The 25,630-nt window shown below is 33.9% G+C and carries 19 protein-coding genes, 1 other RNA gene and 1 pseudogene; 13 read left to right on the top strand and 8 right to left on the bottom strand.

The features are described 5' to 3' along the window. Positions 1-268: 268 nt before the first annotated feature. Both LS81_RS12410 and ruvA read left to right on the top strand, forming a co-directional pair. Positions 269-844, top strand: a pseudogene (locus LS81_RS12410) (anaerobic C4-dicarboxylate transporter family protein); the annotation flags it as partial. Positions 845-1,042: 198 nt separating this feature from the next. Continuing rightward, positions 1,043-1,612, top strand: a complete 570-nt coding sequence (gene ruvA, locus LS81_RS05145; protein ID WP_034346699.1) for a Holliday junction branch migration protein RuvA — start codon at positions 1,043-1,045, stop codon at positions 1,610-1,612. A 315-nt stretch (positions 1,613-1,927) separates the two neighbouring features. Here the strand turns inward: ruvA and gpmI are convergent, their stop codons facing one another. The 5 genes from gpmI to LS81_RS05120 form a co-directional block, all read right to left on the bottom strand. Next, positions 1,928-3,460 (bottom strand): 2,3-bisphosphoglycerate-independent phosphoglycerate mutase, encoded by a 1,533-nt coding sequence (gpmI, locus tag LS81_RS05140; RefSeq protein ID WP_034346698.1) that lies wholly within the window; start codon positions 3,458-3,460, stop codon positions 1,928-1,930. 322 nt (positions 3,461-3,782) lie between these two features. Then, complete coding sequence (locus LS81_RS05135; RefSeq protein WP_104696444.1) at positions 3,783-5,333, bottom strand: flagellin A; 1,551 nt, start codon at positions 5,331-5,333, stop codon at positions 3,783-3,785. A 272-nt stretch (positions 5,334-5,605) separates the two neighbouring features. Next, complete coding sequence (locus LS81_RS05130) at positions 5,606-7,636, bottom strand: FUSC family protein (RefSeq protein ID WP_237022202.1); 2,031 nt, start codon at positions 7,634-7,636, stop codon at positions 5,606-5,608. Positions 7,637-7,834: 198 nt separating this feature from the next. Beyond that, positions 7,835-8,464, bottom strand: coding sequence for an NUDIX domain-containing protein (locus LS81_RS05125; protein WP_081955892.1), 630 nt, complete (start codon positions 8,462-8,464; stop codon positions 7,835-7,837). Positions 8,465-8,484: 20 nt separating this feature from the next. Further along, the gene (locus tag LS81_RS05120; RefSeq protein ID WP_034345134.1) at positions 8,485-9,816 is read right to left on the bottom strand and encodes a peptidoglycan DD-metalloendopeptidase family protein; all 1,332 of its coding nucleotides are present in this window, start codon (positions 9,814-9,816) and stop codon (positions 8,485-8,487) included. Positions 9,817-10,001: 185 nt separating this feature from the next. On the opposite strand from LS81_RS05120, the gene LS81_RS11250 reads away from it, so the two are divergent. The 6 genes from LS81_RS11250 to LS81_RS05095 all read left to right on the top strand — a co-directional run bounded on the left by LS81_RS11250 (position 10,002) and on the right by LS81_RS05095 (position 15,584). Further along, entirely contained in the window at positions 10,002-10,169 is a 168-nt protein-coding gene (locus tag LS81_RS11250) for a hypothetical protein (RefSeq protein ID WP_158659190.1), read from the top strand. Positions 10,170-10,231: 62 nt separating this feature from the next. Further along, complete coding sequence (locus LS81_RS05115) at positions 10,232-10,480, top strand: flagellar biosynthesis anti-sigma factor FlgM (RefSeq protein ID WP_034320610.1); 249 nt, start codon at positions 10,232-10,234, stop codon at positions 10,478-10,480. 268 nt (positions 10,481-10,748) lie between these two features. Beyond that, complete coding sequence (locus LS81_RS05110) at positions 10,749-11,189, top strand: hypothetical protein (RefSeq protein WP_034345131.1); 441 nt, start codon at positions 10,749-10,751, stop codon at positions 11,187-11,189. Positions 11,190-11,199: 10 nt separating this feature from the next. Continuing rightward, positions 11,200-13,020 carry a flagellar hook-associated protein FlgK gene (gene flgK / locus LS81_RS05105; protein WP_034345128.1) on the top strand — a complete coding sequence of 607 codons (1,821 nt, stop codon included), beginning with the start codon at positions 11,200-11,202 and terminating at the stop codon, positions 13,018-13,020. Positions 13,021-13,046: 26 nt separating this feature from the next. Next, on the top strand, positions 13,047-14,303 hold the full coding sequence (locus LS81_RS05100) for a glycosyltransferase (RefSeq protein ID WP_052096478.1): 1,257 nt from the start codon (positions 13,047-13,049) through the stop codon (positions 14,301-14,303). 24 nt (positions 14,304-14,327) lie between these two features. Further along, positions 14,328-15,584 carry a glycosyltransferase gene (locus LS81_RS05095; RefSeq protein WP_034345127.1) on the top strand — a complete coding sequence of 419 codons (1,257 nt, stop codon included), beginning with the start codon at positions 14,328-14,330 and terminating at the stop codon, positions 15,582-15,584. Positions 15,585-15,732: 148 nt separating this feature from the next. Here LS81_RS05095 and ssrA read toward each other — a convergent pair. After that, positions 15,733-16,100: a transfer-messenger RNA gene (ssrA, locus tag LS81_RS05090) on the bottom strand. A gap of 521 nt (positions 16,101-16,621) precedes the next feature. Between ssrA and LS81_RS05085 the strand changes: the two genes are divergently transcribed. Both LS81_RS05085 and LS81_RS05080 read left to right on the top strand, forming a co-directional pair. After that, on the top strand, positions 16,622-17,974 hold the full coding sequence (locus LS81_RS05085) for a TolC family protein (protein WP_034345125.1): 1,353 nt from the start codon (positions 16,622-16,624) through the stop codon (positions 17,972-17,974). A gap of 514 nt (positions 17,975-18,488) precedes the next feature. Continuing rightward, a complete protein-coding gene (locus LS81_RS05080) occupies positions 18,489-19,223 on the top strand; it encodes an AzlC family ABC transporter permease (RefSeq protein ID WP_052096477.1) in 735 nt (244 codons plus the stop codon). A 309-nt stretch (positions 19,224-19,532) separates the two neighbouring features. Here the strand turns inward: LS81_RS05080 and LS81_RS05075 are convergent, their stop codons facing one another. Both LS81_RS05075 and LS81_RS05070 read right to left on the bottom strand, forming a co-directional pair. Then, positions 19,533-20,186, bottom strand: coding sequence for a metallophosphoesterase family protein (locus LS81_RS05075; RefSeq protein WP_034345121.1), 654 nt, complete (start codon positions 20,184-20,186; stop codon positions 19,533-19,535). A gap of 71 nt (positions 20,187-20,257) precedes the next feature. Next, entirely contained in the window at positions 20,258-21,457 is a 1,200-nt protein-coding gene (locus tag LS81_RS05070) for a phospholipase A (protein WP_034345117.1), read from the bottom strand. A 337-nt stretch (positions 21,458-21,794) separates the two neighbouring features. On the opposite strand from LS81_RS05070, the gene LS81_RS05065 reads away from it, so the two are divergent. From LS81_RS05065 to LS81_RS05055, 3 genes are all read left to right on the top strand, one after another. Then, a complete protein-coding gene (locus LS81_RS05065) occupies positions 21,795-22,340 on the top strand; it encodes a hypothetical protein (protein WP_034345114.1) in 546 nt (181 codons plus the stop codon). Between the two features lie 81 nt (positions 22,341-22,421). Continuing rightward, on the top strand, positions 22,422-24,320 hold the full coding sequence (der, locus tag LS81_RS05060; protein ID WP_052096476.1) for a ribosome biogenesis GTPase Der: 1,899 nt from the start codon (positions 22,422-22,424) through the stop codon (positions 24,318-24,320). Positions 24,321-24,454: 134 nt separating this feature from the next. After that, positions 24,455-25,630: cache domain-containing protein (locus LS81_RS05055; RefSeq protein ID WP_201798949.1), on the top strand; the 1,176-nt coding region annotated here is incomplete at its 3' end.

The raw sequence follows: 25,630 nt of genomic DNA, 5'->3' as shown, positions 1-25,630 counted from the left end.
TGCTGCACCACTAGAAATGGTAAAAAAAGTCTATATCGATTCTATCCCGGCAATTAAGGCAAATCCAAATGAAATACAAAAACTTCAGAGCGCCTTTACTACTGCAAAGGTCGAGATTGAGTCTATTGCTAAAAATGAGCAAAACAAAAAAGCCATTGAGCTAATAGAATCTCGACTAGATTCACTAAGCAAGAATCTTGTTAGCATCTTGCCCGATTTTGCAAAAAAAGATGGGGTCTTGGCTGATCTCTCCGTAATGGTAAAAAGCTACATTGACCCAGTGCGGTTACCACGCGATGGAGCAATTATGAGTTTTATGCTAATGATTGCAACTCTAATTGTGATTTTCTGTAAAGTAGAAACAGGCAAATTGCTTGATGCAAGCACTTTTAAGGCTGGTATGACAGCATGTGTGTGCGTTTTAGGCGTGGCTTGGCTTGGCAACACTTTTGTTGATGGTTACAAGGAAGAGATTGGGAATCTAGCTGGTAAGCTAGTAGGTGATTATCCTGCACTTTTAGCGGTAGCACTTTTCTTTGCAAGCATGCTGCTTTACTCTCAAGCAGCTACAGCTAAGGCAATTATGCCTGTCGTTATTGCTGCGCTTGGCATTAATGCTACAAATGCAGATTCTGCATATATATTGGTAGCGAGCTTTGCTGCTGTTTCAGCGTTATTTGTGCTTCCTACCTATCCAACACTTCTTGGTGCAGTGCAGATGGATGACACTGGTTCGACGCGTATTGGTAAGTTTGTTTTCAACCACAGCTTCATACTGCCTGGTATTATTGCAGTTGCATTTGCAGTTGCTTTGGGCTTTATTGTTGCACCAATGTTTGCTTAAAATGGACTATCTCCATAATAATACAGCATAATTTAATTTTTTGGGTTTATACAAAATAAACCCACTTAAAAGTGCTTTATTGCATTGCTTTTATTTGAACATGTAACCCAAACATTGATAACATACATCTTGTATGAGATATATCCGCTTCCATCATATATAGCGATTTATATTTATACTAAAAGCTAAGGACACATAATGATTGTAAGATTAAAGGGAAATATAGAGAAACTTTTACCAACAAGTGTAGAGTTAGAAGTCTCTGGTATTACTTATATGATTGAGATTTCATTGCTTACAAGTGTTGCACTACAAAATAAAACACATGTAACACTTGAAATTGCTGAAGTTATCCGAGAAGATTCCCATTTATTATATGGATTTGAAACGCGTAGTGAACGAGAGATATTTTTGCAGCTATTGAAAGTAAATGGCGTTGGTGCAAAGATTGCCCTAATGATTCTATCAAACTATTCTGCGGATCAATTTCTTGCTATTGTGCAAACAAACAATCTTGCTGCACTTAAAAGTGTAAAAGGCGTTGGTGCAAAAGTTGCTGGAAAAATTATGCTCGAATTGGCTAATTATACGCAAAATATACAAGCACCAAACAATGTAAATGTACAGTTGGCTCATGAAGCCTTAAATGCACTGGGTTTCAAAGATACACAAATTACACAAGCTTTACAGACACTAAGCGAAGATATATTGCAAATGCAGCCAAATGACATGGTAAAAGCCCTCTTGCAAACATTAGGTAAAAGTTAATTTTTAGCATGGCTACATAAAACTAAATAATGCAAATCATTTATGCCTCATATTTATCTATTATAAAAGATAACTCCTTAGGCCTACTCTGTCATTTGCATATATAAAAATTTAACTCACATTGCCTAAGCCCTTGACACAAATATAAAACATCATAAATGTCTATGTAATAAACCGCCAATGCAAGGGCTTATATATTATATCCTTGATGCAAATAAAATCTAAGCAAATTGTAATAAAATATCTGCGATACAGCTTTATTAACCTTCTAGAGTCACGGAAAAACAATAAACTATTTTTCACAAAGATCATAAATTAAAATAATGGCTTGTCCATTTCACTTGGGATAGGAATTTCCATAAGCTTTAATATAGTGGGAGCAATGTTACTTAATGCGCCATTATCTATTGAATCCACACCACTAGAATCTACAAAACAAAATACATCACCAATTGTATGATTTGTCAAAGGTTTGAGATTAGAATCTTTCATTTCTTCGCAATTACCATGATCACTTGTCATTATAATGCTATATCCCTTTTGCTTTGCAAGATTCCATATCTTTGCGATTTCACTATCCACTGCTTCAACGGCTTTAATTGCAGCTTCAAAATTACCTGTATGCCCCACCATATCGCCATTAGCAAAATTCACCACAATAAAATCATATCCTTGAGTGATAAACTCACATACACCATCACCCACTTCTCTAGCACTCATCTCTGGCTTCAAATCATAGGTTTTTACCTTTGGAGATTCTATTAGCAGCCGTGTTTCCCCTTCCCATTCTTCTTCTCTACCACCATTAAAAAAGAAGGTTACATGCGCATATTTCTCTGTTTCTGCAATATGAGCTTGTTTTAACCCTTGTTTACTTAGAATCTCAGCAATTGTATTTTGCACTTTATCTTTTGGAAAAAGAATAGGGAAAGGAAAACTTTCATCATACTCGCACATACATCCTACAAAAAGATTTGGGAAAAACTTCCTAGGAAATTCGCTAAAGCTTTTTAAACCCAAACTTGCAACAATCTCTCTTGCTCTATCACTGCGATAATTCACAAAGATAAATCCCTCTGTGCTTGAATCTAAGTTTGATACATTAATAAAATCTTGGTCATCTTGACTTTCATATGCCTTAAAACCAGTATAACCATTAAAGCTAGCAGGCTTTATAAACTCATCAAAGATTCCTTCATCATAATGCCTCTGTATATAAGACTCTATACTGCAAGTCTGTGGATTCTCTCCATAAGCAAGCACATCAAATGCACATTGCACCCTATCCCACCGCTTATCTCTATCCATAGCATAGAATCTCCCGCAAATACTGCCAATTTGGATATGATCACATAAAATATCTTGTAATGTTTCTAAATGAGAAAGAAAACTTTGGGGTTTTACATCTCTGCCATCCGTGATTAAATGCAACCATACTTTCTTTTGTCGCTCTTTTGCTAATAATGCTAAAGATTTCAAATGATTAATATGCGAATGCACACCGCCATCACTTGCCAATACACATAGATGTAATGTCTGCACAGAATCTATTATTGTATTAAATGCTTTATTAGATTTAATGCTTTGATCCTGCAAAGCGGTATTAATTTTTACCAAATCTTGATAGAGGATACGCCCACTTCCTAAACTCATATGCCCCACCTCAGAGTTTCCCATCTGCCCTTCTGGTAATCCAACACTTAACCCATAGGTGCTAATAAGTGAATGTGGAACGTGTTGAAAAAGATAATCATAATGTGGCTTTTTAGCATGAAAAAAAGCATTATATTCTGTCTTCTCGCTATATCCAATGCCATCTGTAATAATAAGGACAACTTTTTGCACTATTTTTCCTTTTTATATAATATAAATATCATTTCGAACAATAAAGTAAGATTATAACAAAAAATATAATATCTTATAGGCTTCTACTTTACATTATCTGATTTTTTACCTACAAAACACATAGAACAGATTACAAGCAAAAATATTTATAAAAAATAGTGTGTGATTATAAAAATAGAACATATAGATGAAAGTAGATTGTAAATTAAAGAGTTGCTAGGCACCCCCATATCCATTAAGATATGGGGAGAGCAAGGAGATGTAAACTTGGAATTACTGCCTATTGTAAATAGGCGACATCATTAAAACTTGTTACCAGTCAAGACTAGCTTAAAAGTCTCAAGATGTTTTGTTGCACAGCGTTTGCCTGACTCAATGCATAGCTACCAGATTGTGCAAGAATATTGAGTTTATTAAAGTTTGCAGATTCTTGAGCAAAATCTACCTCTCTAATATTGCTTTCAGCTGCTTTAACATTTACTTGTGTTACAGAAATGTTATTCACAGTTGAAATCATTTGTCCTTGAACAGAACCTAAATCCGCACGAATTCTATCTAGAATCTTAGTTGCAGATTCAGCAATATCCATAACAACCATAGCTCCTCTTAAAGTAGTAACACCAGCACCAAGCTCTGCACCACCACTTGCTACAACAGCATTGAAGTTCGCACCAGCAGCACTTTTAACATCTTTGTTAAACGCACCCATAGTATCACGCAAATTCACAACTGTTTTTGCAACGCTCTTGTTGTCAAAACCTAAAGCCTTATAAGTGTTTTTCGCATCAGCACCAGACATTACAATAATATCTCTAGAATCTAGTCTGCTAAGAGATAAGCGTCCATAGTTTTCAGAGCCCTTACCTTCAAGCTTTTGACCACCATTCATAGATTTCACTGCCACATCAGGCACTTTGCCACTTTGACCTTTTTCGTTTTTACCAATAGAAATCTTGATACCACGACCATCAGTGCTTCGCAATGTTAATCGCCCTCTCTCATCGGTAAAAGCCTCAACACCTGTTTGGTTTGTTGCTGCATTAAATGCTTGCACCAAACGACCATCGGAGTCACCAGCTTTAATGTCATTAATATCACCAAGTGTAATACCATTAATAATAACATTTGACATTGTTCCAGACTTTACCGCCTCATCAGAAGTTGAGATAACATTTGCTACTGCTCTGATACCTGTTTTATCTGAACTTTTATTGATAACTTCAGCTAATACACCAATACCTGTGCCAACGCTTGTAGAAATCTTAACAGATTGCAATTTCACATCATTCACACCATCCACGTTTTTGAAAACTGTGCTTACTGTTCCAGATGCTGTAATTAGCCCACCTGTCATAATTCTTACTTGCCCGATTTTATCACTTGTTGTTGCACCAATTGAAGCTTTAATAGATTCATTTGAATAAGCACCAACTTGGAATTCTTTGTTTGTAAAAGAACCAGATAGTAACTTCTGACCATTGAAAGAAGTAGTGTTTCCAATCATATCAAGACCTTGGATAAGGCGTACAATATCTGATTGAATCGCTCTTCTTGATTCAGTAGTCTGTCCATCTTGTGCTGCTTGTGTAGCTTTCACTTTCACAGTATCAAGAATTTTAAGTTGCTCATCCATTGCTTTATCAGCAATTTGAATAATCCCCATAGCATCATTTGTGTTTGCAATAGCTTGACCTAATGCACTTGCTTGACCTCTCAAGCTATCTGCAATGATCATGCCAGAAGCATCATCTGCTGCCTTGTTGATTCTCAAACCTGAACTTAACTTTTCCAAAGAATCTTTCAAACCTCTTTGGGTAACAACATTCTGCACATGCGCATTTAACGCATTAATATTAGTATTGACTTGAAAAGCCATTTTTCACTCCTTGTGAATAATATTGTAAAAATATCCCAAGCATCCTTGCTTGTTACTCTCATATCGACATAATTTTGAGTTTTTAAAATATTTTTTTAAAACTAATTTAAATCAAGAATAGATGTAATTTATTGCACATAAACCCTACTTTAAAATTACTTCAAACATACCTCACGCAGCCCTTCTATCCATTATTTTTACGCAGCTTCATGACACTTCTATATAGTTGTATACTTTCTTTGAGAGATAAAATCTTATGTATTCCCAAATAATTATTCTGGCGCACTAATATGCTTTTCATTTAAAAGATTATAGAGTTTATTTTGGCTTTGAAATATTTCATGTGTGGTCCAGGAGAAATGGGTGTGCTGTTTGCCTAGAAATACATTGTTTTCTTCGAAGTTAAAGTGAGTGGGTTTATTTGTTAAAAGATTCTCAATCATTAAAAATCTTTCTTGTAACACACAAATATCATTTGCATAGATCTCTTTCATATCTTTGTCATAGGTGCTTGATGAATAAATTTGTGCAATTTCATTCACTTTAATAATCAAGGATTCTAAAACATTAATCAAGTCAAAACCATATACAACAATTTGATTGCTAGCCTCTGCCCTCTCGGTCTTAGAATCTCTTAAATGATTTTTTAATTCCTCGACATTATGTAAAAATTCTGCATGCTTTGTTTGAATTGCATGACTATCAAGCGGCTTTATCTCTCTATTGGAATCTATTATAATCGTGCATATATCTTTTAATAGCCCAGCTTGTTTTACCAGTAAAGGTTTTAGAAGATTGTGTGCAAAACGTGGGAATACGACACGAAAAACAACCATTGCAAACACAACTCCAATGCCAATATCAACCAATCTATCAAACACATAAAGCAAAAAGTCTTCATACATAATAGAATACATCATGACAAAAAGACACATCATAAAGCCAGACCATAACCAAAATGGAAATACACGTAAATATACTACCAAGAAAACAAGTAGCCCAAAAAGCAAATAAAACACATATGTGTTTGAAAAAACAGAGATTGCAACCCCAACGCCAATACCTATAACAGCGCTAAAAAAATACTCAAAGCTTACCTTTTGCATACCACCAATCGATGGACGAACCACACTTACAACCCCCATACTAATCCAAATCCCGCGATTAATATGTAAAAGTGTAGCAAAGATAAGCGACATTCCAATCGCAATAGAATATTTGACACTAAATCGAAAAGTAACATTATTATAATCAAATGCTTTAAGAATATTTTTAAAGCTCTTTTTTGCAGGGGGATTAAACGCTGGATCAGGATTCTTCCCCACACGACAAAAAGATTCCATTTTATAATATAAAACCCTTAAAATATTTTGCAATGCTTTTTCAGTTTCATTTGCATTTTCTATATTAAGTATTTTATCTGCTTGTTGTCTTTCTATTTTTGGAATCTTACCGCTAAAGATTTTACTTAAGCTGTTAATATTCTCAATGATTTCATGCTGAAGCAATGGATATTTTTTTGCAATGTGATAATTTGGCAAAAGATTGACTATAAAATAAATATCCTCTATTCTATAAATATAAAATATAGCTCGTTTAATGTTTTTAATCATGTAGCTATCATTATAAAGATTTGATTTTGTATGCAATGTTTGTTTGATATTATGAATGAGTGAAAAGGTCAAATCTCTATAACGATTAAATTCATTTTGCAAATTAATATTTCTCACCATATTTTGTAAATGGCTTAGCACAGCAGGATAATACACCTGCGTATATTTACCATAATTTCCAGGGTTATTTAAAAGCAAAAAGCCTATCACAATGCCAATGATGGCTCCGCTAAATACCACAAACATGCTTTGGTAAATAGGTAAAATCACATGAGAATCTACATATACAGCTGCAACCAATGAATTCACTACAACTGGAATAAACATGCGATATAAGTCAATAGAGTGTGCCCTAGACATACCAACACCAAAACTTAAAAGCAACACAGGACAAGCAAGCCATAAAATATCAAGTAAGCTATGCTCACCATTTAATGCTTTTTCCGCAAGTATAGTAAAAAAACCAACTGCAATGGCAGAGCATACTGCAAAACCCAATAAATGCGTTTTTCTGTCGGCTTGTTGGCTTAGTGTTGCATTGAGCAAAAACACTTGAATTGGTGTCATGGTTGCCCAAATTAAAACTTGTTGTCCAAAAAGCATGTAATGTGTAAAGGCGCTTATACTAATAGCTACCATAGCTTTTAGAGCATACACAAAGCTAAGATAGCCAGGATCATATATTTGCATATACTTTTTTATATAATTACGGTAAAAATTCAATTTCTTTCCTTTTTACATAGTGTTTCATTTTAATAAAGAATCTTATTATACTAGTTTATTATTATGATAGATGAAGCAATTTATGCAAAATTACATATTGACGATGTGGCGTAATTATTTGGTAATGTGTCTTTGTGGGTCATAGAGTTTATATTACTCTGCATATTACACAATAAAATTTTGTCGCTCAAACCATAAAATAGCATATACAAAAGATTGTGTTGTGGGGCATTTAGAATCTTGCAAAAATTCATGTATAAGCTTTCTTGGTACAAATATAATATCAATATATTCTTGCTCATCTTTGTTTCCACCGCCATTACTCTTTTTGTCTTGTTCACACACCTCAGCATAAAATAAATACTGACGTGATCCATTCATACCCACGCTACTATAAAATTGGTTGATTAATTGCAATTTTTGCGCTTGTATATGATATCCGCACTCTTCTTGTATCTCTTGTGCTGCAATCTCTTGTGGACTTATATCCTTGTCGCATAATCCTGCACATAATTCATACATGTATCCATGCAATGGATTTTTTAAAAACACACTTACTCGAAATTGTCGCACAAGGATAAAGCCATCTTTATCTCTATTGTAGAGCAAAACTGCAACGCTATCATGAGCGTTTGCAATGTCCCATACTTTTATATCATCATTTTCTTTAAATCTTACCTGTTGCAATTGCAGATATTTAGAGGTTGTAAGTGGGCTTATGTCGATAATTTCGGGTGTTTTTGGGAGCGGAAGCGGTGTATTTTGCCCCTTATAGCAAAGCATATTGGTTAGCATAGCATTCCTTATATTACATATTATATATTATTATCGCCTGTGGTGTCACTATATTCAATCTCATCAGAATCTTCATTTATAAAATCATCATGGATGAGCGTTTTTTGCACAACAAAAGTGCTATTATCAAACACTGCATTTTTTATGAAAGAATCAAGTGTCCTTTTTGCATCTTGTGCGAACTCTATAAACGCCTTTTTGTCTTTTCCACTCAATTCGCTGCGTGCAGTTTTAATCTGTCCTAGCGGATTAATTGGTTTATTATTTTTATATACACCAAAATGTAAATGTGGTCCCGTACTAAGCCCTGTGCTGCCAACATTGCCAATATATGTGCCTTGTCTTACATAAGTACCAACACGACTGCTTCCAGCAATTTTACTCATATGTGCATATAAGGTTTTGACACCACCAGGATGACTAATCTCCACAACCTTACCATATCCACCTTTTATCCCAGAAAAAGTAATGCGTCCTTCACCTGCTGCATAAATTGGTGTGCCTGTAATAGCTGCATAATCAACTCCATAATGTGGACGAACATAACCTAAAACAGGGTGTCTTCGCCCAGATGAGAATCTAGAACTTATCCTACGATATTTAACTGGTGTAATCAAGAAAAAATTTGCCATTTCTTTCCCATCTAAATCATAGTAGCGGTTTTTATATCCAAATAGGTATTGAAAAGTTTTGTTAGATTCTACAGCGATGGATTTTATATCTGGTGAGCCAATTGGTTTTCCTAGCCTATACTGCCTTAGATATATTATTGCTATCCTATCGCCTTTTTGCACAACCTGACGTATTTTATATGCAGCAATAAATTCTTGGTTTAATTTTGGATCTTGTGTTGCTCCATATAATGCTTTTGATGGTCCACCACCATCTTGAATCTGCGCTACAACTTTTTGCTCTAATTGTATTGATATGATAGGAATAATTTCAAGACTATATTGCTCTTTTGCAAAATCATAGAAAATATGCACCTGTGTATCTGCGTTTAAAGAAAGAAAGGCTTGCAAAAGTGCCCCCAAAGAATCACGCACAACAAATACATCACTATCTGTTTTTACATCAGCAACAAGCTCTTTATCTTCTGGGCTAAGATTATAATATGTTTTTTCAGAAATATTATTTTTTGCCAAAAAACCTAAAAAGGTTGAACCATATTCCCATTTGTACTGCTCTGTATATGTCGCATGGAAACCATTTGTTTTAACTGGTTTTAAGGCTTTGGCTTCTGCTTCTTTTTTGTTGCTATCCATATTTTGTGAATGTGTTGTTTCTATGCCAAATACTGCTATACTCGCAATGATGCAATATAGAAATGTAATTTTATAAAAAATATTCATTGTTCTTTAACTTTCCTTTTCTAAAATACTTCACAAAAAAAGTAAAATATGTTAGAATTTTGGTATTATATTTGCTAACACTATTTTTGAAATACTCTCTGCGAGTGTTATAAGTGGAATTGAAGATTAGATTATATCTTTTTTTTGTATATAAATCTTAATTTCATAAGTTTAAAGGCTAGAATGTGAGAAATTGGATTTATCCTACCATAGTTTTTGTATGTTTTCTTTACGCAATGGCTTTTATTCTCTTTTATACATACAAGGGTGCAAGCTCATATAGTGGCGGAAAATCACAAGGTGTTACAACGGTAGAGAGCTTTCAGTCAGAAATGAATAAGAAAATTCAATAGGAAACTTGATTTTTTTGCATTTTAGTCGATTTTGTGAGAAAATCTTTTGTAAGGAGACAAATATGAGAATTGCTAGCAGCATAGCGGCTTCCGTTCAACAAACTCAAGCAAGAGAACGAAATGATATAAACCGCAATTATGAAAAGAGTGTTGAAAATAAGCAGCAAGGGAATGGGTTGTTTTCAAATGTTGATGATAGGAAGCATAGCGACAGAATAGCCCAGCTCAAAGAAGACATTAAAAATGGTAATTATAAAATTAATTTAGCTGCAACTTCAGAAAAAATGGCACAAAGTTTGCTTAACCTCTAGCATAAGGACAGATTCTACATTGTGCTAGACTACCTAAAGGATTTTATTACTTTATGGTCTCCTTGTTTGGGTCGCTTAGGGATCTAGGGGAATCTAGCAGATTAGGGAGTAGGCTTTTTGGCTTTACTAAAAGTTTTTGACATTCTGTTATCTTGGCTTTTTGCAAGTTTCTCTTTGCTTAAAGTTTTAGCAATGTTTGCAAACTTTGAACCCTGTAAATCTCTACAAAATCATTGAGTTTCTGTCTGTTTATTACTAGGGTTGAATCATGATAAAAACAGAAACACTACATACATATCTCCTTGACGCAATCACTAAATTGCAGTCACTCATTGCTTACACACAAAGCGATATTGAAGATGTAAAAGCAGCAAATCATGAAGTGGTTTTTGAGCGTGGTGCGTTAAAAGCCTCAACAATCAGAGAATTTGAACTCGCAAAAAGCATGATTGACCAGGAAATGCTGCAACTCACACAAAATAATCCACATTTGAAATTGACAGAAATTTTAGATGAAAAGGCAAATATGCTTCTAGCAGACATGCGTAAAACACTAGAAGAACTTAAAAGTATTAATACGCATTATGCACGTATGGTTTTTGCTGTAAGTGAATTTTATACTTCTATTGCTGACAAACTTATTCCACGCGAAAAAGCAGATTACAAAAGTCGCGTAGAACAAAGTCAGTTGCTTAAAATCCAAGCTTAAGGAGGGTATTATGGGTGGTATTTTATCGTCATTACATACAAGCACAACAGGCTTACATGCACATCAGCTTATGGTTGATGTAACAGGTAACAACATTGCAAATGCAAGTGATGAATTTTACACAAGACAAAGAGTCATAGTTCATCCAGAAACACCGCTCTACTTTCCTGATTATAATCTTGGACGCGGAGTTAATGTTGATTCTATACAGAGGTTGCATGATGAATTTGTGTTTTCTCGCTACTCAAAGGCTGCAACAGAACATAACTTTTTTGATACAGAGTTTGTTACTTTGCGTGAAGCAAGCACATTTTTTCCTGACGTAGAGGGTGTTGGAATCTATAATGATTTGGAGGAATATTTTAACTCGTGGAAGGATATCGCTCAAAATCCAAATGACACAGCACAAAAACAAGTATTAGCAAAAAATGCAATGATTCTTACACGCAATTTAAATGACACAAAGGAAAAGCTTTTAATTTTGCAACGCAAAAAAAGCGAAGAAATGGAAGCACAAATTAATGATGCCAATAAGCTTGGAGCACAAATTGCTGAGATCAATAAAAAAATGAAAGAGATGGAAGATAGTCTTACTCTAAAACAAGCCAACGAGTTACGTGATAGACGCGATGAGTTAGAATTTCGTTTAAAAGAAATTTTAGGCGGCAATGTTTTTAAAGGAAAGTTAAAAGCAAATAATCTTGTAGGCTCTCAAGCAGCAGACTTTGATGAGGATTATAATTTTAGCATAGGGCATGGCTTTAGCTTTATTGATGGGGCAAATTTCCACCCCATTGTGCTCAATAAAAGCAATAATGCAGCTGGATTAAACAGACTTTATATACGCGGATATGATTTTAAAGATGTGGATATCACTGATCGTATGGATGAGGGGAAGGTTGGCGCACTTATTGATCTGTATAATAATGGCTATGAGGGCACAAAAGTTGGTAAATTGCAATATTACATGAACCTATTAGATAGCTTTGCTAGAGGGCTTATAGAAGCTACAAATACAATATATGCACAAAGTGGTACAGATTCCATAAAAAGTGATATTTTGGAAATAGGCAAGAATGAAGCCTTGCGTGATACAAACTATAATATTAAAATGGGTAAATTTACGTTATATGCATATAATGCAAATGGTGAAGTATTAGCAAAAAAAGACATTCATATTGATGTGCCAACAACTATGCGCGACATAGTCAATCAAATAAATGCAAATACTGATGACAATAACAATAATAATGCTTTAGATGATTTTGATGACTATTTTCAAGCATATTACGATGATGATGCAAGACAATTTAAAATCACATCCAAATATCCCACAAAAGGACTTTATGTTGGTTTAAAGGATGAGGGTACAAATTTTACAGGTGCATTTGGGATAAATCGCTTTTTCTCTGGAAACGATGCTTCTAGTATTAATCTTGAAAGAGAATACAGGAAAGACCCAACAAAGATTCGTCCATGGCTTATGCCAGTTAGTGGTAACTTCGATATAGCAAACATGATGCAGCAACTTCAGTATGATGAAGTTGAATTTTATCAAAATAAGCTTGATAAAAAACACATGAAGCTCAATGAGTTTTATCAATATACAACAGGTGCAGTTGCTAATCAAACACAAGAAGTAAAAATTACACTTGACACAAAAAAAAGTGTAGTGGAAGCAGTCAAGAAGGAGCATTTGGCAATTTCACAGGTAAGTGTTGATGAAGAAATGGTAAATCTGATTAAATTTCAAGGTGGATATGCAGCAAATGCAAAGGTAATCACTACTATTGACAGAATGATTGAAACATTGCTTGGTATTAAGCAATAAGACTTACAATAATAACTAGGGTAGATATGCGAATTCTATTTACGCTTCATAATATTGCATGTAGAGGTGGAAGTGAAAGAGTTGTAATTAATCTTTGCAACGAGCTTTGCGAGATTGTAGATTATGAAGTAAGCATTGTGTCATATTATACAGACAAGAGTGCAAAGGAGCCCTATGCTTATCCTATCAATCCAAAAGTTAACATAGATTATTTATATAATTTTTATGATATACACACGCAATTCCGTGGACTAAAGCGAATTATATGGCGGTGGATAAAACCTTTGGTTATTAACTACCGCATGAATAAAGCTTATAAAGGTTATGATATTATCATAGAATCTGACTTTGCTTTTTTCTACCCAAGATTTCGGATTAAAAACACGAAATATATTAAAATCATACATTCTATTATCAATAAATGGAAAGCAAAAAATAGGTTTTTTGATTGTATTGTCTTTTTGAATGAAAAGGAACTCTCACGTTGGCAATCCCGCGGTAATCATGTTGTAAAAATACCAAACTTTATTCCAACACTCCCATTTGAAGATTTGTTGGCAAAAGCGTTACAACACTTTGATTCTACACCACATAAAGATGAGAATATGCAAACCATGTTGTATGAGTATCGCAAATCATGTTCTGATGCATCAGTGTATACAGACATAAAAACTTTCACACAAGCACACGCTATCTTAAAAACTTTTGTAGAAAGCTTTACACAACAACATAAAGCGACACATAAACTTATAGCAGTTGGACGCATGGATGCACTAAATAACCATAAGGGATTTCCACGATTAATTGCTGCTTACAGTAAAATTGCCACATTGTTTCCAAATTGGCAACTAGAGATTATTGGCGAAGATCAGGGGCAAAAAGCTTTATTGGAAAAACAGATTCTTGCCTTACAGATGCAAGATTTTATCCATTTGAAACCCTTTACAAGCAATATGGAATCCGTATACTTGGGTGCTGATATTTTTGTAATGAGTAGCCATTCAGAATCTCTACCTATGGTACTTATTGAAGCAGCAAGTTATGGTTTGCCCATTGTTGCATACGATATAGGAACAATTAGAGATTGTTTTGATAAAAATGGCATCTTAGTAAAAGATCATGATGAACAAGCATTTTGTGAAGCTCTTTGTAATCTTATGAATAATCGAGAAAAAAGAATATCCATGGGGCATAATGGTATAAAGTTGGCAAAAAATAAGTTTTCAAAAGACCAAGTTGTAAAACAATGGCTAGAGCTATTTCAAAACCTTACGCACACCTAAAAGAACAAAAAATAAAGGTGAAATATGAAAGTTGTTATGAGCATAAGAAATCTTGCTGCGACAAGCGGAGTTGAACGTGTAGTTATAAATCTTGCGAGTGCATTTTGTGATTTAGGGCATGAGGTAGAAATTGCATGTTATTATAAGGATGAATTAAACAGAATCTCTACTTTTCCTGTTGATGAGCGAGTAAAAATTAGCTATATTTATCCGCATGCAGATAATCATACGCAGGATAAAGGCTTAAGAAAGATATTGTGGAAATGGTTTCGACACCTCATTGTAAATTTAGCTATTAATGCCAAATACACTGATGCTGATATTTTTATAGAATCTGATTTTTTTCTTTTATTTCCATATTTTAAACGCAAGAATATGAAATATATTAGAATCATTCACGTAGAAATTGAAAAATGGAAAAGAAAAAATAGCCTGTTTGATAGCGTTGTTGTTTTAAGTTCAAGTGAATATGAGAAATGGCAACACAAAACAACTAAGCTTACTAAAATTTTTAATTTCATTCCCATGCCATTTGACATGAAATTACCACAGATTCTCCATACAGATTCTCTTGAGGCATGCGATCCTTACAAGAGTGTAGAAAATCTCATTCATGCAAAAAAGATTTTGCTATCACACAATATGCAAATACATGCAGCTTCAACGCAGACTATTCCCCAGCACAAGACACAAGATTTCAAAACAATTCAATCTTGCAAGATAATTGCAGTCGGACAAATGCAATCACATCAAAAAGGCTTTCCACGTATGGTGAGTGCATATAGTAAAATTGCTAGAGATTTTCCTCATTGCACACTTGAAATCACGGGCAAAGGACATAAAGAAAGCCCTATGAATGACACAATAAAAGAGCTTGGTTTACAGGATTTTATTAAACTCAACGCCTTTACAACAAATATAGAATCTGTATATTTACAAGGTGATATTTATGTAATGACAAGCTATTTTGAGGGCTTACCTATGGCTTTAATTGAGGCAATGAGCTATGGATTGCCCATTGTTGCATACGATATAGGGACAATTAGAGATTGTTTTGCTCTGAATCCAGAGATTAAAAATGGTATAGCTTATCATAAGAATGGAATCCTTGTGCCAAATGGTAATGAAGAGCTTTTATGTGAAGCAATGAGAGAGCTTTTAAGTAATGAAGCTATGCGATTAGAAATGGGTAGGCAAAGTCTTATTTTAGCACGAGATAAATTTAGCAAGGAAGTAATTATGCAAGAGTGGCAAAGTTTGCTTACCAAATTACAAAATTAACGTATTAAGTTGCCTTAAATATATGCGGAACAATTTGATTGATTGTTGAAAAACTTACTTATATGTTGCGAAATAATGTGTAAATAAAAAGATCTATTGATAAAGCAATTAGATGACATTTGGAATCTAAAATATTATACGATAATAATGGTGGAGCTGTGGGGAATTGAACCCCAGTCCGAAAATCCTATCCCACAGAGATTTCTACATACTTAGCAATGTTTTATTATCTTGATATATTCCTTAAAACATGCAAAATGGAATATATCAAAAGCCCATAATCTTTTTGAATGCCTCTAGGCACAAGCACCCAAGCAATCGGATTAATGACAGATTCTAAAACCTCCCGATAAAGATAAAAGAATCTGGCTCCAAAAGGAGGTTAAACTTACGCTACTTTTGCGTAAGCTGGAGCGTAATTCGCGTTGTTTGCGTTTATTGTTTGTTGATAGTTACAGATATCAGCTGGTATGCTTAAACTGCTATAAAACTTCCGTCGAAAGCCAAAACAGCCCCAAATGCAGACTGCAATTATAGCAAAATATTCTTAAATTATATATTTTTCTACATGTTGCCCATAAACCTAAAATTATATATCCCATATAAGTTCTAAAACTTAAATTACCTTTATAATCCTCATCATCATACAAACAAATATCTCTCAACAATCACTCATATATAAATTCAACTTTCTTACTCGCATTTGCATATTATTTATATACACCAACTACTCTGCTATTATACATACATTGGGCAACCTATTCATATTTATAATACACTTAATAATTTTTCTATCTTAATTGGATACAAACCTAAATATATTGCCTCATACAACTCTTATATTATCGCTTTAACCCTAACGCCATAATCAATATAGTTTTTGTAAAGCACAATTCAACAACGAGGCAATGTGTTTAATTGTGTAAAACTAACATAGCATTACATCTAAAACAAAGTTATATAACAAACTTATTTACCTTGAGAGAATAAAATATGGATTTTAATTGCGTATGCAAATAATTTTAAAAGGAGTTTGTGTGATTAAAAAAATTGCAATGAGTCTTTGCTGTATATTTGCATGCATACATGCAAAGCCTTTTGGGGACAACACATTTACTGCAACGCCACAAAATAATACACAGGAGAATGGGATTAGTTTGCGTTTGGAGAATATTTTACGCAGCAATTCTGATGGTTTAACACTCAAAGAACTATTAAATAGTGCAAATAATAACTATGCGTTACAAGCACAAGATTTACTTGCTAAACAGGCAGATAAAGATCATTTGGTGCAAATCATGGCACTAATCCCAACGCTTGATGCAAGATATAATTTTAACCACTCAAGTGCAAGTGTGCCAATAAGCTATACCACACAGAATGCACAACTTGCATTTAATATGAAGATTGATTATGCTGATTATAATGCAATTAAAGAAAAGGGTGCAACTGCAATAAAGGCAAATTATGATAGCAAATATACAAAACAAAACATTTATTTGCAGGTAGTGCAACAATACTATACCTACTTCAGTAACGAATCAAAGCTTCTGACGTTAAAGCAAAAGTTAGAACAAATAAATTCAGATGTGGATAGAGTGCAAAAACTTTACAATCAAGGTTTAAAAACAATTGCGGATCTAGAGTCACTCAAGTCACAAGCAGCATTAACGCAATATCAAATTGATGATGCAAAACTTGCTCTAGAACAAAGCAAACTTATGCTTGAGTATCTTACAAATACAAAGATAGAATCTCTTAAAAGAGTAAATATAGAATCTCCAAGCTTCAAACTCCAAGATAGGGATGATATCAAATCGCTTGAATATCAAGTGCAAGCACAAAAATATTTAAACAAACAACTACATTACTTCCCTGTATTAAACATTCAAGATAGTTATACATATAACATTCAGATTCCAGATTTTGCAAAGAGTTTAATGAATGGTGGACTGCCACCAAGCTTTCTTATGCAGTTTGCTGATCATCAAAACACACTAAGCGTTGTGGTGAGTTATGGTCTATTTGCAAAAATTGGACAAAGTATGCAAAAACAATCTTTCCGTCTAGCCCAACTCGCAACGGAAAAAAATCTTGCTTACAAAAAAAATGAGCAAAAAAAAGATGAAGAGCTATACAGAAAAGCTATTGAAGTAGCACAGAACCAAATAAAGAGTGCAAAGGCAAGTCTTATATCTGCTAATCTTTCATATGACAACATGAAAAAACGATATGATGCAAACTTGGTTACTTTTACAGAATATTTACAGGCTTTAAGCACAAAATATGATGCAGAATCTACCTTTATTCAAGCATTAAATAACTATGAGATTCAGAAGGCAAATTATATCTTTTATAGCGGTCAGGAATTAGAGCAATATGTTCAATAAATACTAAAGTAGTGCCATTGAAATAAGAATTAGATTGCAAAGATTGCCAATCTTAAAACTAATCCTAGTATTAACAAAATGATAAAAGATAGGTTTTTAGCACAAACCTATTTAGATAGGTGTAAAAATAAATTTTGACATCAAGCCGTTTAGAGGTTGCAAGATTGTTGAGACAAGATGGCAAAAGTAGTCTCTAAATGCATTTAGATAATATTTGTCTTTAGTCTTTTGAATAGCAAGTTGCTTCCATATCATACTATTATTATGTTGGGTCTTGCGATACACAACCCAACAATGCTTGGCTCTTATCAATATAGATTCACATCTTTTTTATGTGAAGCAAAGAGAATATAGAAAGCCAAATGAAGCTTAGAATTAGCCATAGAGTTTGCAATGCACAAGACAATATATTTTTGTCCTAACAATGGTTTTTAAGTTTGACTATAAGGCTATGATTTGTTGTATTATTGCATATATTTTTGTATCTACTTTATGATACGTGAAAGGAATGATATTGTCTTACAATGAAACTAAGGCATTAAAAGAGGCTTTTCCATATAGCCTTCCTATTATGGCAACCTATCTGTTAATGGGTGGTGTATTTGGTATTATGATGGCAAACGCTGGTTATAGTCCATGGATTAGTCTTTTTATCTCTATTATTATTTATGCTGGAGCATTACAATATCTTGCAGTAGCATGGCTTGCTGGTGGGGTTGGCTTTGTAAGCATTGCTTTAATTACCTTGAGTGTAAATGCACGTCAATTCTTTTATGCCATAGCTTGTCTTAGGCGATATAGCTTGGGTGGTTGGCGTAAATGGTATCTTATATTCAGCGTGACAGATGAAACCTTTGCAATACTTAACCTTAGAGAACAAAAAAGCATGCAAGGAAAAGTTGCATTAGATTCTATGCAACAAATTTATAATCAAAAAGTAATGTTTTATATCTCCTTACTTAATCATTGCTATTGGATTATTGGTTGCGTGTGTGGGACTATACTTGGCAATAAAATTGGTTTTATCCGTGATATACAGGGGCTTGACTTCATTGTAGTTGCAACTTTTTGTGTTCTTCTGTATGAAAATATGCGTGTGAAGGACAATAGAATACCTATTGCTGTTGGTATTTTTAGCACTCTGTTTTGCTTTATATTGGACAAAGAGCATTTTCTCTCTTATGCTTTAGTTATGATTGTATGCGTATTACTTGCCATTAGACACTATATTCAAAAGAGATGCATATAAGATTTATGTTGCTTATAGATAAGAATTAAAATGTCTAGATTCTACAACCATATCCTAGCCCTGCAATTTTACTGCGATTCGTATAAGAATCTATGAGCTTATATTTATTATATTAAAGTCTCATGTCTCACATGATTAAAAAAGACTTAGGTAGCACACTTTGTCATTTAGAAAAGTCTAATACAACGAGTATGACATCTTAATTCTAACTTAGATGGATATGAGGCTTAAAGATGTTGAAATTTGAAAGCTTATTTGCAGTTTAATAGAATTATGAAAAAGATATATAAGATTCCATGCAGCAAGAGATTAAACATGTGCCCATGAAGCAAGAATATCGCGTAATTTTTTTGGACGAAATGACAATCTTTCCGTGCTGGCATTAATGCAATAATCTTGGACACTATTTCTTGAATGTATATGCCCATGGATATTAACTTCGCATTTTGCTAGATGATAGGCATAGTCAATAATATCACGTGCTTTATGGTATTTATCATTTTTCTTTCTCTCTCCAACGGGAAAATGGCTAAACATGACACGCACATTATTGACATCAACGATTAAGCCCGTTGCATAAGGATTCTTTAGTTCATCGCCCCATTTTTTTTTCATTGCTTTTTTGAGCATATCTTTTTCTGGAATTTTGAATTTAATTTTTTTAACTACACGCCAATCTCTTAGCTTTTGATATTTTCCTATATCATTGTTGCCTACAATAAGCATTTTTTCACCATTGAGTTTTGATAGCACACTATCACCATCACCAAAGTATAGATCGCCCAAATGCAGCACACTATCACTCTCTCCAACTACTTCATTCCACCAACTCAGGCTCAAATCATCAAACGTTTTATAGTGTGTATTATTGAGTGTAATCGCCCTCAAAGGCTCTTTTACAAGCACATGTTTATGCCCAAAATGTGTATCAGAAATAATAAATGTATCAAGTGATATTTGCATATTTTACCCTTATTGTTCTTTCTCTAATCTTAACATATTTTAGAAACTAAGCCATAACTCCACACTACTATTTATCTTATAAAACGCACACCAATGCCTATCCTATGTCCCAATCTATCATACTCATAAAGATAATCACCATAGCCAATAAAATATTGCATATAAATACCATAATATGGATTAAGCTTATAGGTATAACTTAGTCTTAAACCACCATGTATCCTTTTATTAAGCCTTTCTCCAGGTTGAAGAACTCTCAACAAACCTGTTATGGTTGCATCGGCCAAATGCTTGTTGTAACGCATAAAGATTTTTACATCAAGGCTTCCCAAGTATTTATATATAAATGGATTTTCTGGATAGAATCTTGCAGGAAAAAACATCTCCATATCAACACCCCAATGCTTTGTTGTCCATCTTCCCTTAAAAATCCATCGATCGCTACCCCGACTTTTATCAGTTACTCCACCATGCTCTATATTTATCTCACCATTACTAATGTGTCTCCAACCAGTTGTAAGTTCTGTAAGTGTGCCACCCCAAAATGTTACATTCATAGGATAGGTAAAGAGAAATTCTGGTTGAAAGTCATTGTCTCTAACAGGTGAGCTTGCTGCCTCATTAAACACTTGAAAAAAGAAAGTATCTGTAAAAGCAAAATAAAAGATTCCCCCACTTTTAAAAATATTTCTCACGATAGGAACTCTAAAACTTATTTGTCCCTTAAGTTCATTTGGTATATAGTTTGGATTTTCCATAGGACTAAAGTTATAGATATACATAAAGTAGGTATCACGCCAATCTTCAACACTTAAAAGAGCCTTTGTGGTTAGCGGTGCTGGAATTGCATCAGGAACTTCTGCGGTGCTAATTGTGCCAAATAATTCATCCTTTGACTCTTTATGTAAAAGCGGGTATTCAGTAGTCTTTTCTGTTTTGATGTCAGTATTTTGCTTTGTGTTTGTGGGATCTAAATCGTTATTACTCTGAATATTTTTTGAGGCTAAAACATCTTGATTTGACTCCTTTTTAGAATCTGCATTATGCGTTTTGTATTGCTCAAAAGACCAACTATTAAGATCTATATTCTTATCATTTTTAGCAATAGTAAAGAATTTTTTTTTGCCAAAATTCATTTGAGATGCTTCATTGTATGCGACACAACAAGTTGTTGCATTAGAATCTAGATTTTGCTTAAAATCTGCCTTTGCATTTAAGGTGGTTGATACGTAAGCAGCAAAAAAAACAATATAAAACACCATATTTCTCATCACTTACCCTTCCTAAAATATTAATTATTTTGAGATTTAGTTTCTATCATAAAGATTATTAAATATGATAAATTACATAAAAAATAACATATGAAATATGATAAGATGTTACAGCATACTACCCTAAATACCTATTAATACAATTTCAGATTTTTAGCATTTTCAATGCTTTTTAACCTATAAAGCATACAAACAGATACACATTGTTGAGACTAGCACTTTTTGACATTTACTTTACATTTGCTTTAATGATACGATATGGTTGTATAATTCGTGCACTTGTGCATTCAAAGTTAAGTGTTGAATGAATTTTACACAATGTTGAAAGGACAAAACGATGAAGATCGGAAAATACGTAAAAACAGCAGTTTTAGCAAGCGTACTTATGGCAGGTAGTGCACAGGCACTACCATTTATATCACCAGAAGTTGGCGGTATCGTAGGAACTAGCATTGATGTGCTAAAAAGCGGAAAAATTGGCGATGATACAAATCTCACTTATGGTGCATATGGAAGATTATGGTTGAAACCTGGCTCATTCCGCATCGCACCTTTTGTGAAATGGGAAAATATTACCGGCTTCACTACAAACAACTTGGTTAATACAATAATTAGCGGTGGTGATAGAAATAATAATATTCAGTATGGTGCGGTAGTAGGGCTTGAATTTTTCTACATCACTCCTTACGTAGGTGTTGCGTATTCTCAATTCACAAATGAAACGATAGCAGATACTTGGGCGTTAAATTATGGTTTGAAATTTAAGATCCCGGTTCTTCCTTTAGCAATTGGTGTTGATGCTTCTTGGCAAAAACCAAAAGTGCTAAATAGCTTTGAAGTAGATATGCACAGAATAGGTGTTACATTGGGTCTTCATTTCTAATCTGATAACACCTTATTAATAACCAAATGTAGTCCCAATCTTGGGGCTACCCACACAAACTCCACAACTAAGATTATTAACATGAAAGAAGATATAGGTAATAAAAATAAACATTATAAAAAAAATCAGACTGCTCTCTTAGGGCTTGGTAAAAAATACACAAAAGATTCCTACACTCTTACACAAAAGCCACGCACAAAACAACAATATACAAAATACACAGAAACTGAAAAAAAGAATACACAAGATCCTATGCAAATAGATCTAAAGCCGATTGCAAACGTGGCAATCATGGGTAGACCAAATGTCGGCAAAAGTTCGCTTTTTAATAGATTAAATCAGAAAAATATTGCCATTACCTCACATATAAGTGGCAGCACAAGAGATATTAATAAGAGAGATTTGCGACTAAATAACTTTGATATTACACTCATTGATACAGGTGGGCTTGAAGTTTTAGCGCACAGGCTAAAAGAGTTTTATAAACAAAGTGCACGAATACAACACACAAAGAAATCTCGAGTAATTGAGCAAAACAAAATCGATTTGCACAGTATCAATCGCAGCAATAAAAGAGAACAAGCAGCAATTGCAGCACAACTAAAAGAGCATATTGCCTTTCACTCATACAAAGTGGTTGCAACAAGTGATATCATTTTGTATATGGTTGATGGGAGTAGCATTGTAGCTGATGAAGATATTAGAATCTTTAGAGAACTTAGCAAACAAAAGCCACTTTTGCTTGTGCTCAATAAGGTAGATAATGACAAAATTGCATTACAAACAAATGATTTTATGTCATTTGGTGTGCCCTACATAACAATCTCTGTCGCACATAATCGAGGCATTACAAAGCTTTTATCAAGTCTTGAAGACATGATACAAGAGCTTATAGATTCTAAAAAAATAAAAGTAAAAAAATCTATAAAAACACTTGATTTCTTAGACTACTTTGATGATACAGAAAGCATACTTACTTTTGATGATGATAAAAATATAGATTCGCCAACTCAAACAACAAAAGATTTTAAGCATCACAGCCACGCCAATCAACATGAAATGTCAGATTTAGATTCCACAAAAGATTTTCATCAAGAATCTCTAGAGGAAGTTCTCAATGCAACAGATATTCAGAACACAAAGCAAGACAACAATATCGCAATAGGTATTATTGGACGACCAAATGTCGGTAAAAGTTCGCTATTAAATGCACTAACAAATACAAACCGCTCTCTTGTGTCAGACATCGCAGGCACGACTATTGATCCAGTTGATGAGCATATTATGTATAATGGCTATAAACTTACATTCGTCGATACTGCAGGTATTCGCAAACGTAGTAAGATTGAAGGAATAGAAAAGTATGCTCTTGATAGAACACAAAAAATGTTGCAAGAGTGCGATATTGCCTTACTTGTGCTTGATTGCAGCACAGAATTTGTGGAGCTTGATGAAAAAATTAGCTCTGTTGCGAGCAATAACGGATTGGGTGTTATTGTAGTATTTCACAAGTGGGATATACGTAGCAAGGAGTTTGATAGCCGCCTTGAAGTCTATAAGCGAAAGTTTAAATTTTTGGAGTACGCTCCAATTATTACTGCATCAAGCACAACACATAGACACATCAAAGAGTTAAAACAAAAAATTATAGAAGTATATCAACACTTCAGTTTTAGAATCCCAACTGCAAAACTTAACGAATGCATACAAAATGCCCTCAAAAAACATCCAATACCAAGCGATCATGGTAAGATTGTGAGAATCTATTATGCAACACAATTTGATTCTAAACCACCAAAAATTGCACTTATTATGAATCGACCAAATGCTCTGCACTTTAGCTATAAACGTTACCTTATCAATACGCTGCGTCAAACTTTTGGTTTTCTTGGCACACCAATCATTATTGAAGCAAGGGGCAAAAAGACGAAAGATTTAAGTGAAACTACGGAAATACCAAGCAAAGAAGACAATGATTAAATCTTGATTGTTTTTTATAATATATATTCTAAACTCATCCTTTGTGAATCTTACTTAATCCGCTTACATAGGACTCATAAAGTATCTACATGTATGCCGCATACATTTATTCCGCACACCATTAAGGAGCATTTATGATAACAAGTATTAAAACGAAAATTGCGTGTTTAGTAGGTACGTTAATGATAATTTCGCTACTCATTATTGGATTAATTACCTTTATTGTTACCCGTAGAAACACTCTAGAATTAACCGCCCATACGCAAATAAATAATGTAAAAATAGCAGATACAATTATTGCTAATTTTATGATAACGCATCTCAAGGCTGCACAAGAATTTGGCAATATTATTTTAGAAATGCCTTATGAAAAGTTAGCTACACAAGAAGCAATAATGGAAAATGTAGGTCCCTTGCTCCGTTCCTTTCGTATTGGTGGCAATTTTACTAGTGCTGGTGTAGGCAGAGAAAATGGAGAACTTGTAGCCAGTGATACAGAATCAGATCAAGAAAAAATTGACTACTACTCCTATGGCAAAGCATATAATTATGATGTTCGGACACGTGATTGGTATATTAAGGCTAAACAACAAAATGGTGTATATATTAGCCCAGCTTATGAAGATGCTTTAACTCATCTTCCATGTTTTACTTTTGCATATCCGCTTTATAAAGATGGTAAGTTTATTGGTGTGCTCTCACTTGATCTTATGTTAGACCAATTGCAAGAATCTTTTGATGTTCTTCCTGTAAATGTGTTTGCCCTTGATACTGCGCAGATACCTTTTGCAGCCACAGATAAAGAGCTTTTGTTAAAAGAAAATGCAAACTTTAAAGTCCTTTATGCAGAATCTTTGAAACAAGGCAACTATAAAAATATTGTTTTTGACTATGTAAGCAACAATACGACAAAACGTAAAATGGCAACCTGTAGCCACACAAATATGCATGGGCAGACATATTCTGTATGCACACTCGAAGACTTGAGTGCACTGCAAAAACCAATTTGGGATATGGCAACACTACAAAGCATATTGGTTGCTTTGATGTCAATAATAAGTGTAATTATATTGTTTGTGGTGCTCTATTTTTATCTTAAGCCAATTGAAACTATCAAGAAAAGCCTATTAACATTTTTTGCATTTTTAAATCACGAAACAAAGATGGCACCAAAACCCCTCTATATTACAACTCGTGATGAGCTTGGAGAAATGGCACGAGCCATCAATGACAATATTGAAAAAACAAAGCTTGGATTAGAATCTGATAAAGCTCTTGTAGCAGAATCTCTTCAAGTCATAGATAGAGCA

This window comes from Helicobacter trogontum (assembly GCF_000765905.2).
Classification (GTDB): domain Bacteria; phylum Campylobacterota; class Campylobacteria; order Campylobacterales; family Helicobacteraceae; genus Helicobacter_A; species Helicobacter_A trogontum.
This window is presented reverse-complemented; position numbering and strand designations above follow the sequence as displayed.

Coding starts and splice junctions, on each gene's coding strand:
- LS81_RS05115 (WP_034320610.1), top strand. CDS start 10,232: ATGAGAATTGCTAGCAGCATAGCGGCTTCCGTTCAACAAACTCAAGCA.
- LS81_RS05075 (WP_034345121.1), bottom strand. CDS start 20,186: ATGCAAATATCACTTGATACATTTATTATTTCTGATACACATTTTGGG.
- der (WP_052096476.1), top strand. CDS start 22,422: ATGAAAGAAGATATAGGTAATAAAAATAAACATTATAAAAAAAATCAG.
- LS81_RS05135 (WP_104696444.1), bottom strand. CDS start 5,333: ATGGCTTTTCAAGTCAATACTAATATTAATGCGTTAAATGCGCATGTG.
- LS81_RS05120 (WP_034345134.1), bottom strand. CDS start 9,816: ATGAATATTTTTTATAAAATTACATTTCTATATTGCATCATTGCGAGT.
- LS81_RS05070 (WP_034345117.1), bottom strand. CDS start 21,457: ATGAGAAATATGGTGTTTTATATTGTTTTTTTTGCTGCTTACGTATCA.
- LS81_RS05110 (WP_034345131.1), top strand. CDS start 10,749: ATGATAAAAACAGAAACACTACATACATATCTCCTTGACGCAATCACT.
- ruvA (WP_034346699.1), top strand. CDS start 1,043: ATGATTGTAAGATTAAAGGGAAATATAGAGAAACTTTTACCAACAAGT.
- flgK (WP_034345128.1), top strand. CDS start 11,200: ATGGGTGGTATTTTATCGTCATTACATACAAGCACAACAGGCTTACAT.
- LS81_RS05130 (WP_237022202.1), bottom strand. CDS start 7,636: ATGCAAATATATGATCCTGGCTATCTTAGCTTTGTGTATGCTCTAAAA.
- LS81_RS05095 (WP_034345127.1), top strand. CDS start 14,328: ATGAAAGTTGTTATGAGCATAAGAAATCTTGCTGCGACAAGCGGAGTT.
- LS81_RS05100 (WP_052096478.1), top strand. CDS start 13,047: ATGCGAATTCTATTTACGCTTCATAATATTGCATGTAGAGGTGGAAGT.
- LS81_RS05065 (WP_034345114.1), top strand. CDS start 21,795: ATGAAGATCGGAAAATACGTAAAAACAGCAGTTTTAGCAAGCGTACTT.
- LS81_RS05125 (WP_081955892.1), bottom strand. CDS start 8,464: ATGCTAACCAATATGCTTTGCTATAAGGGGCAAAATACACCGCTTCCG.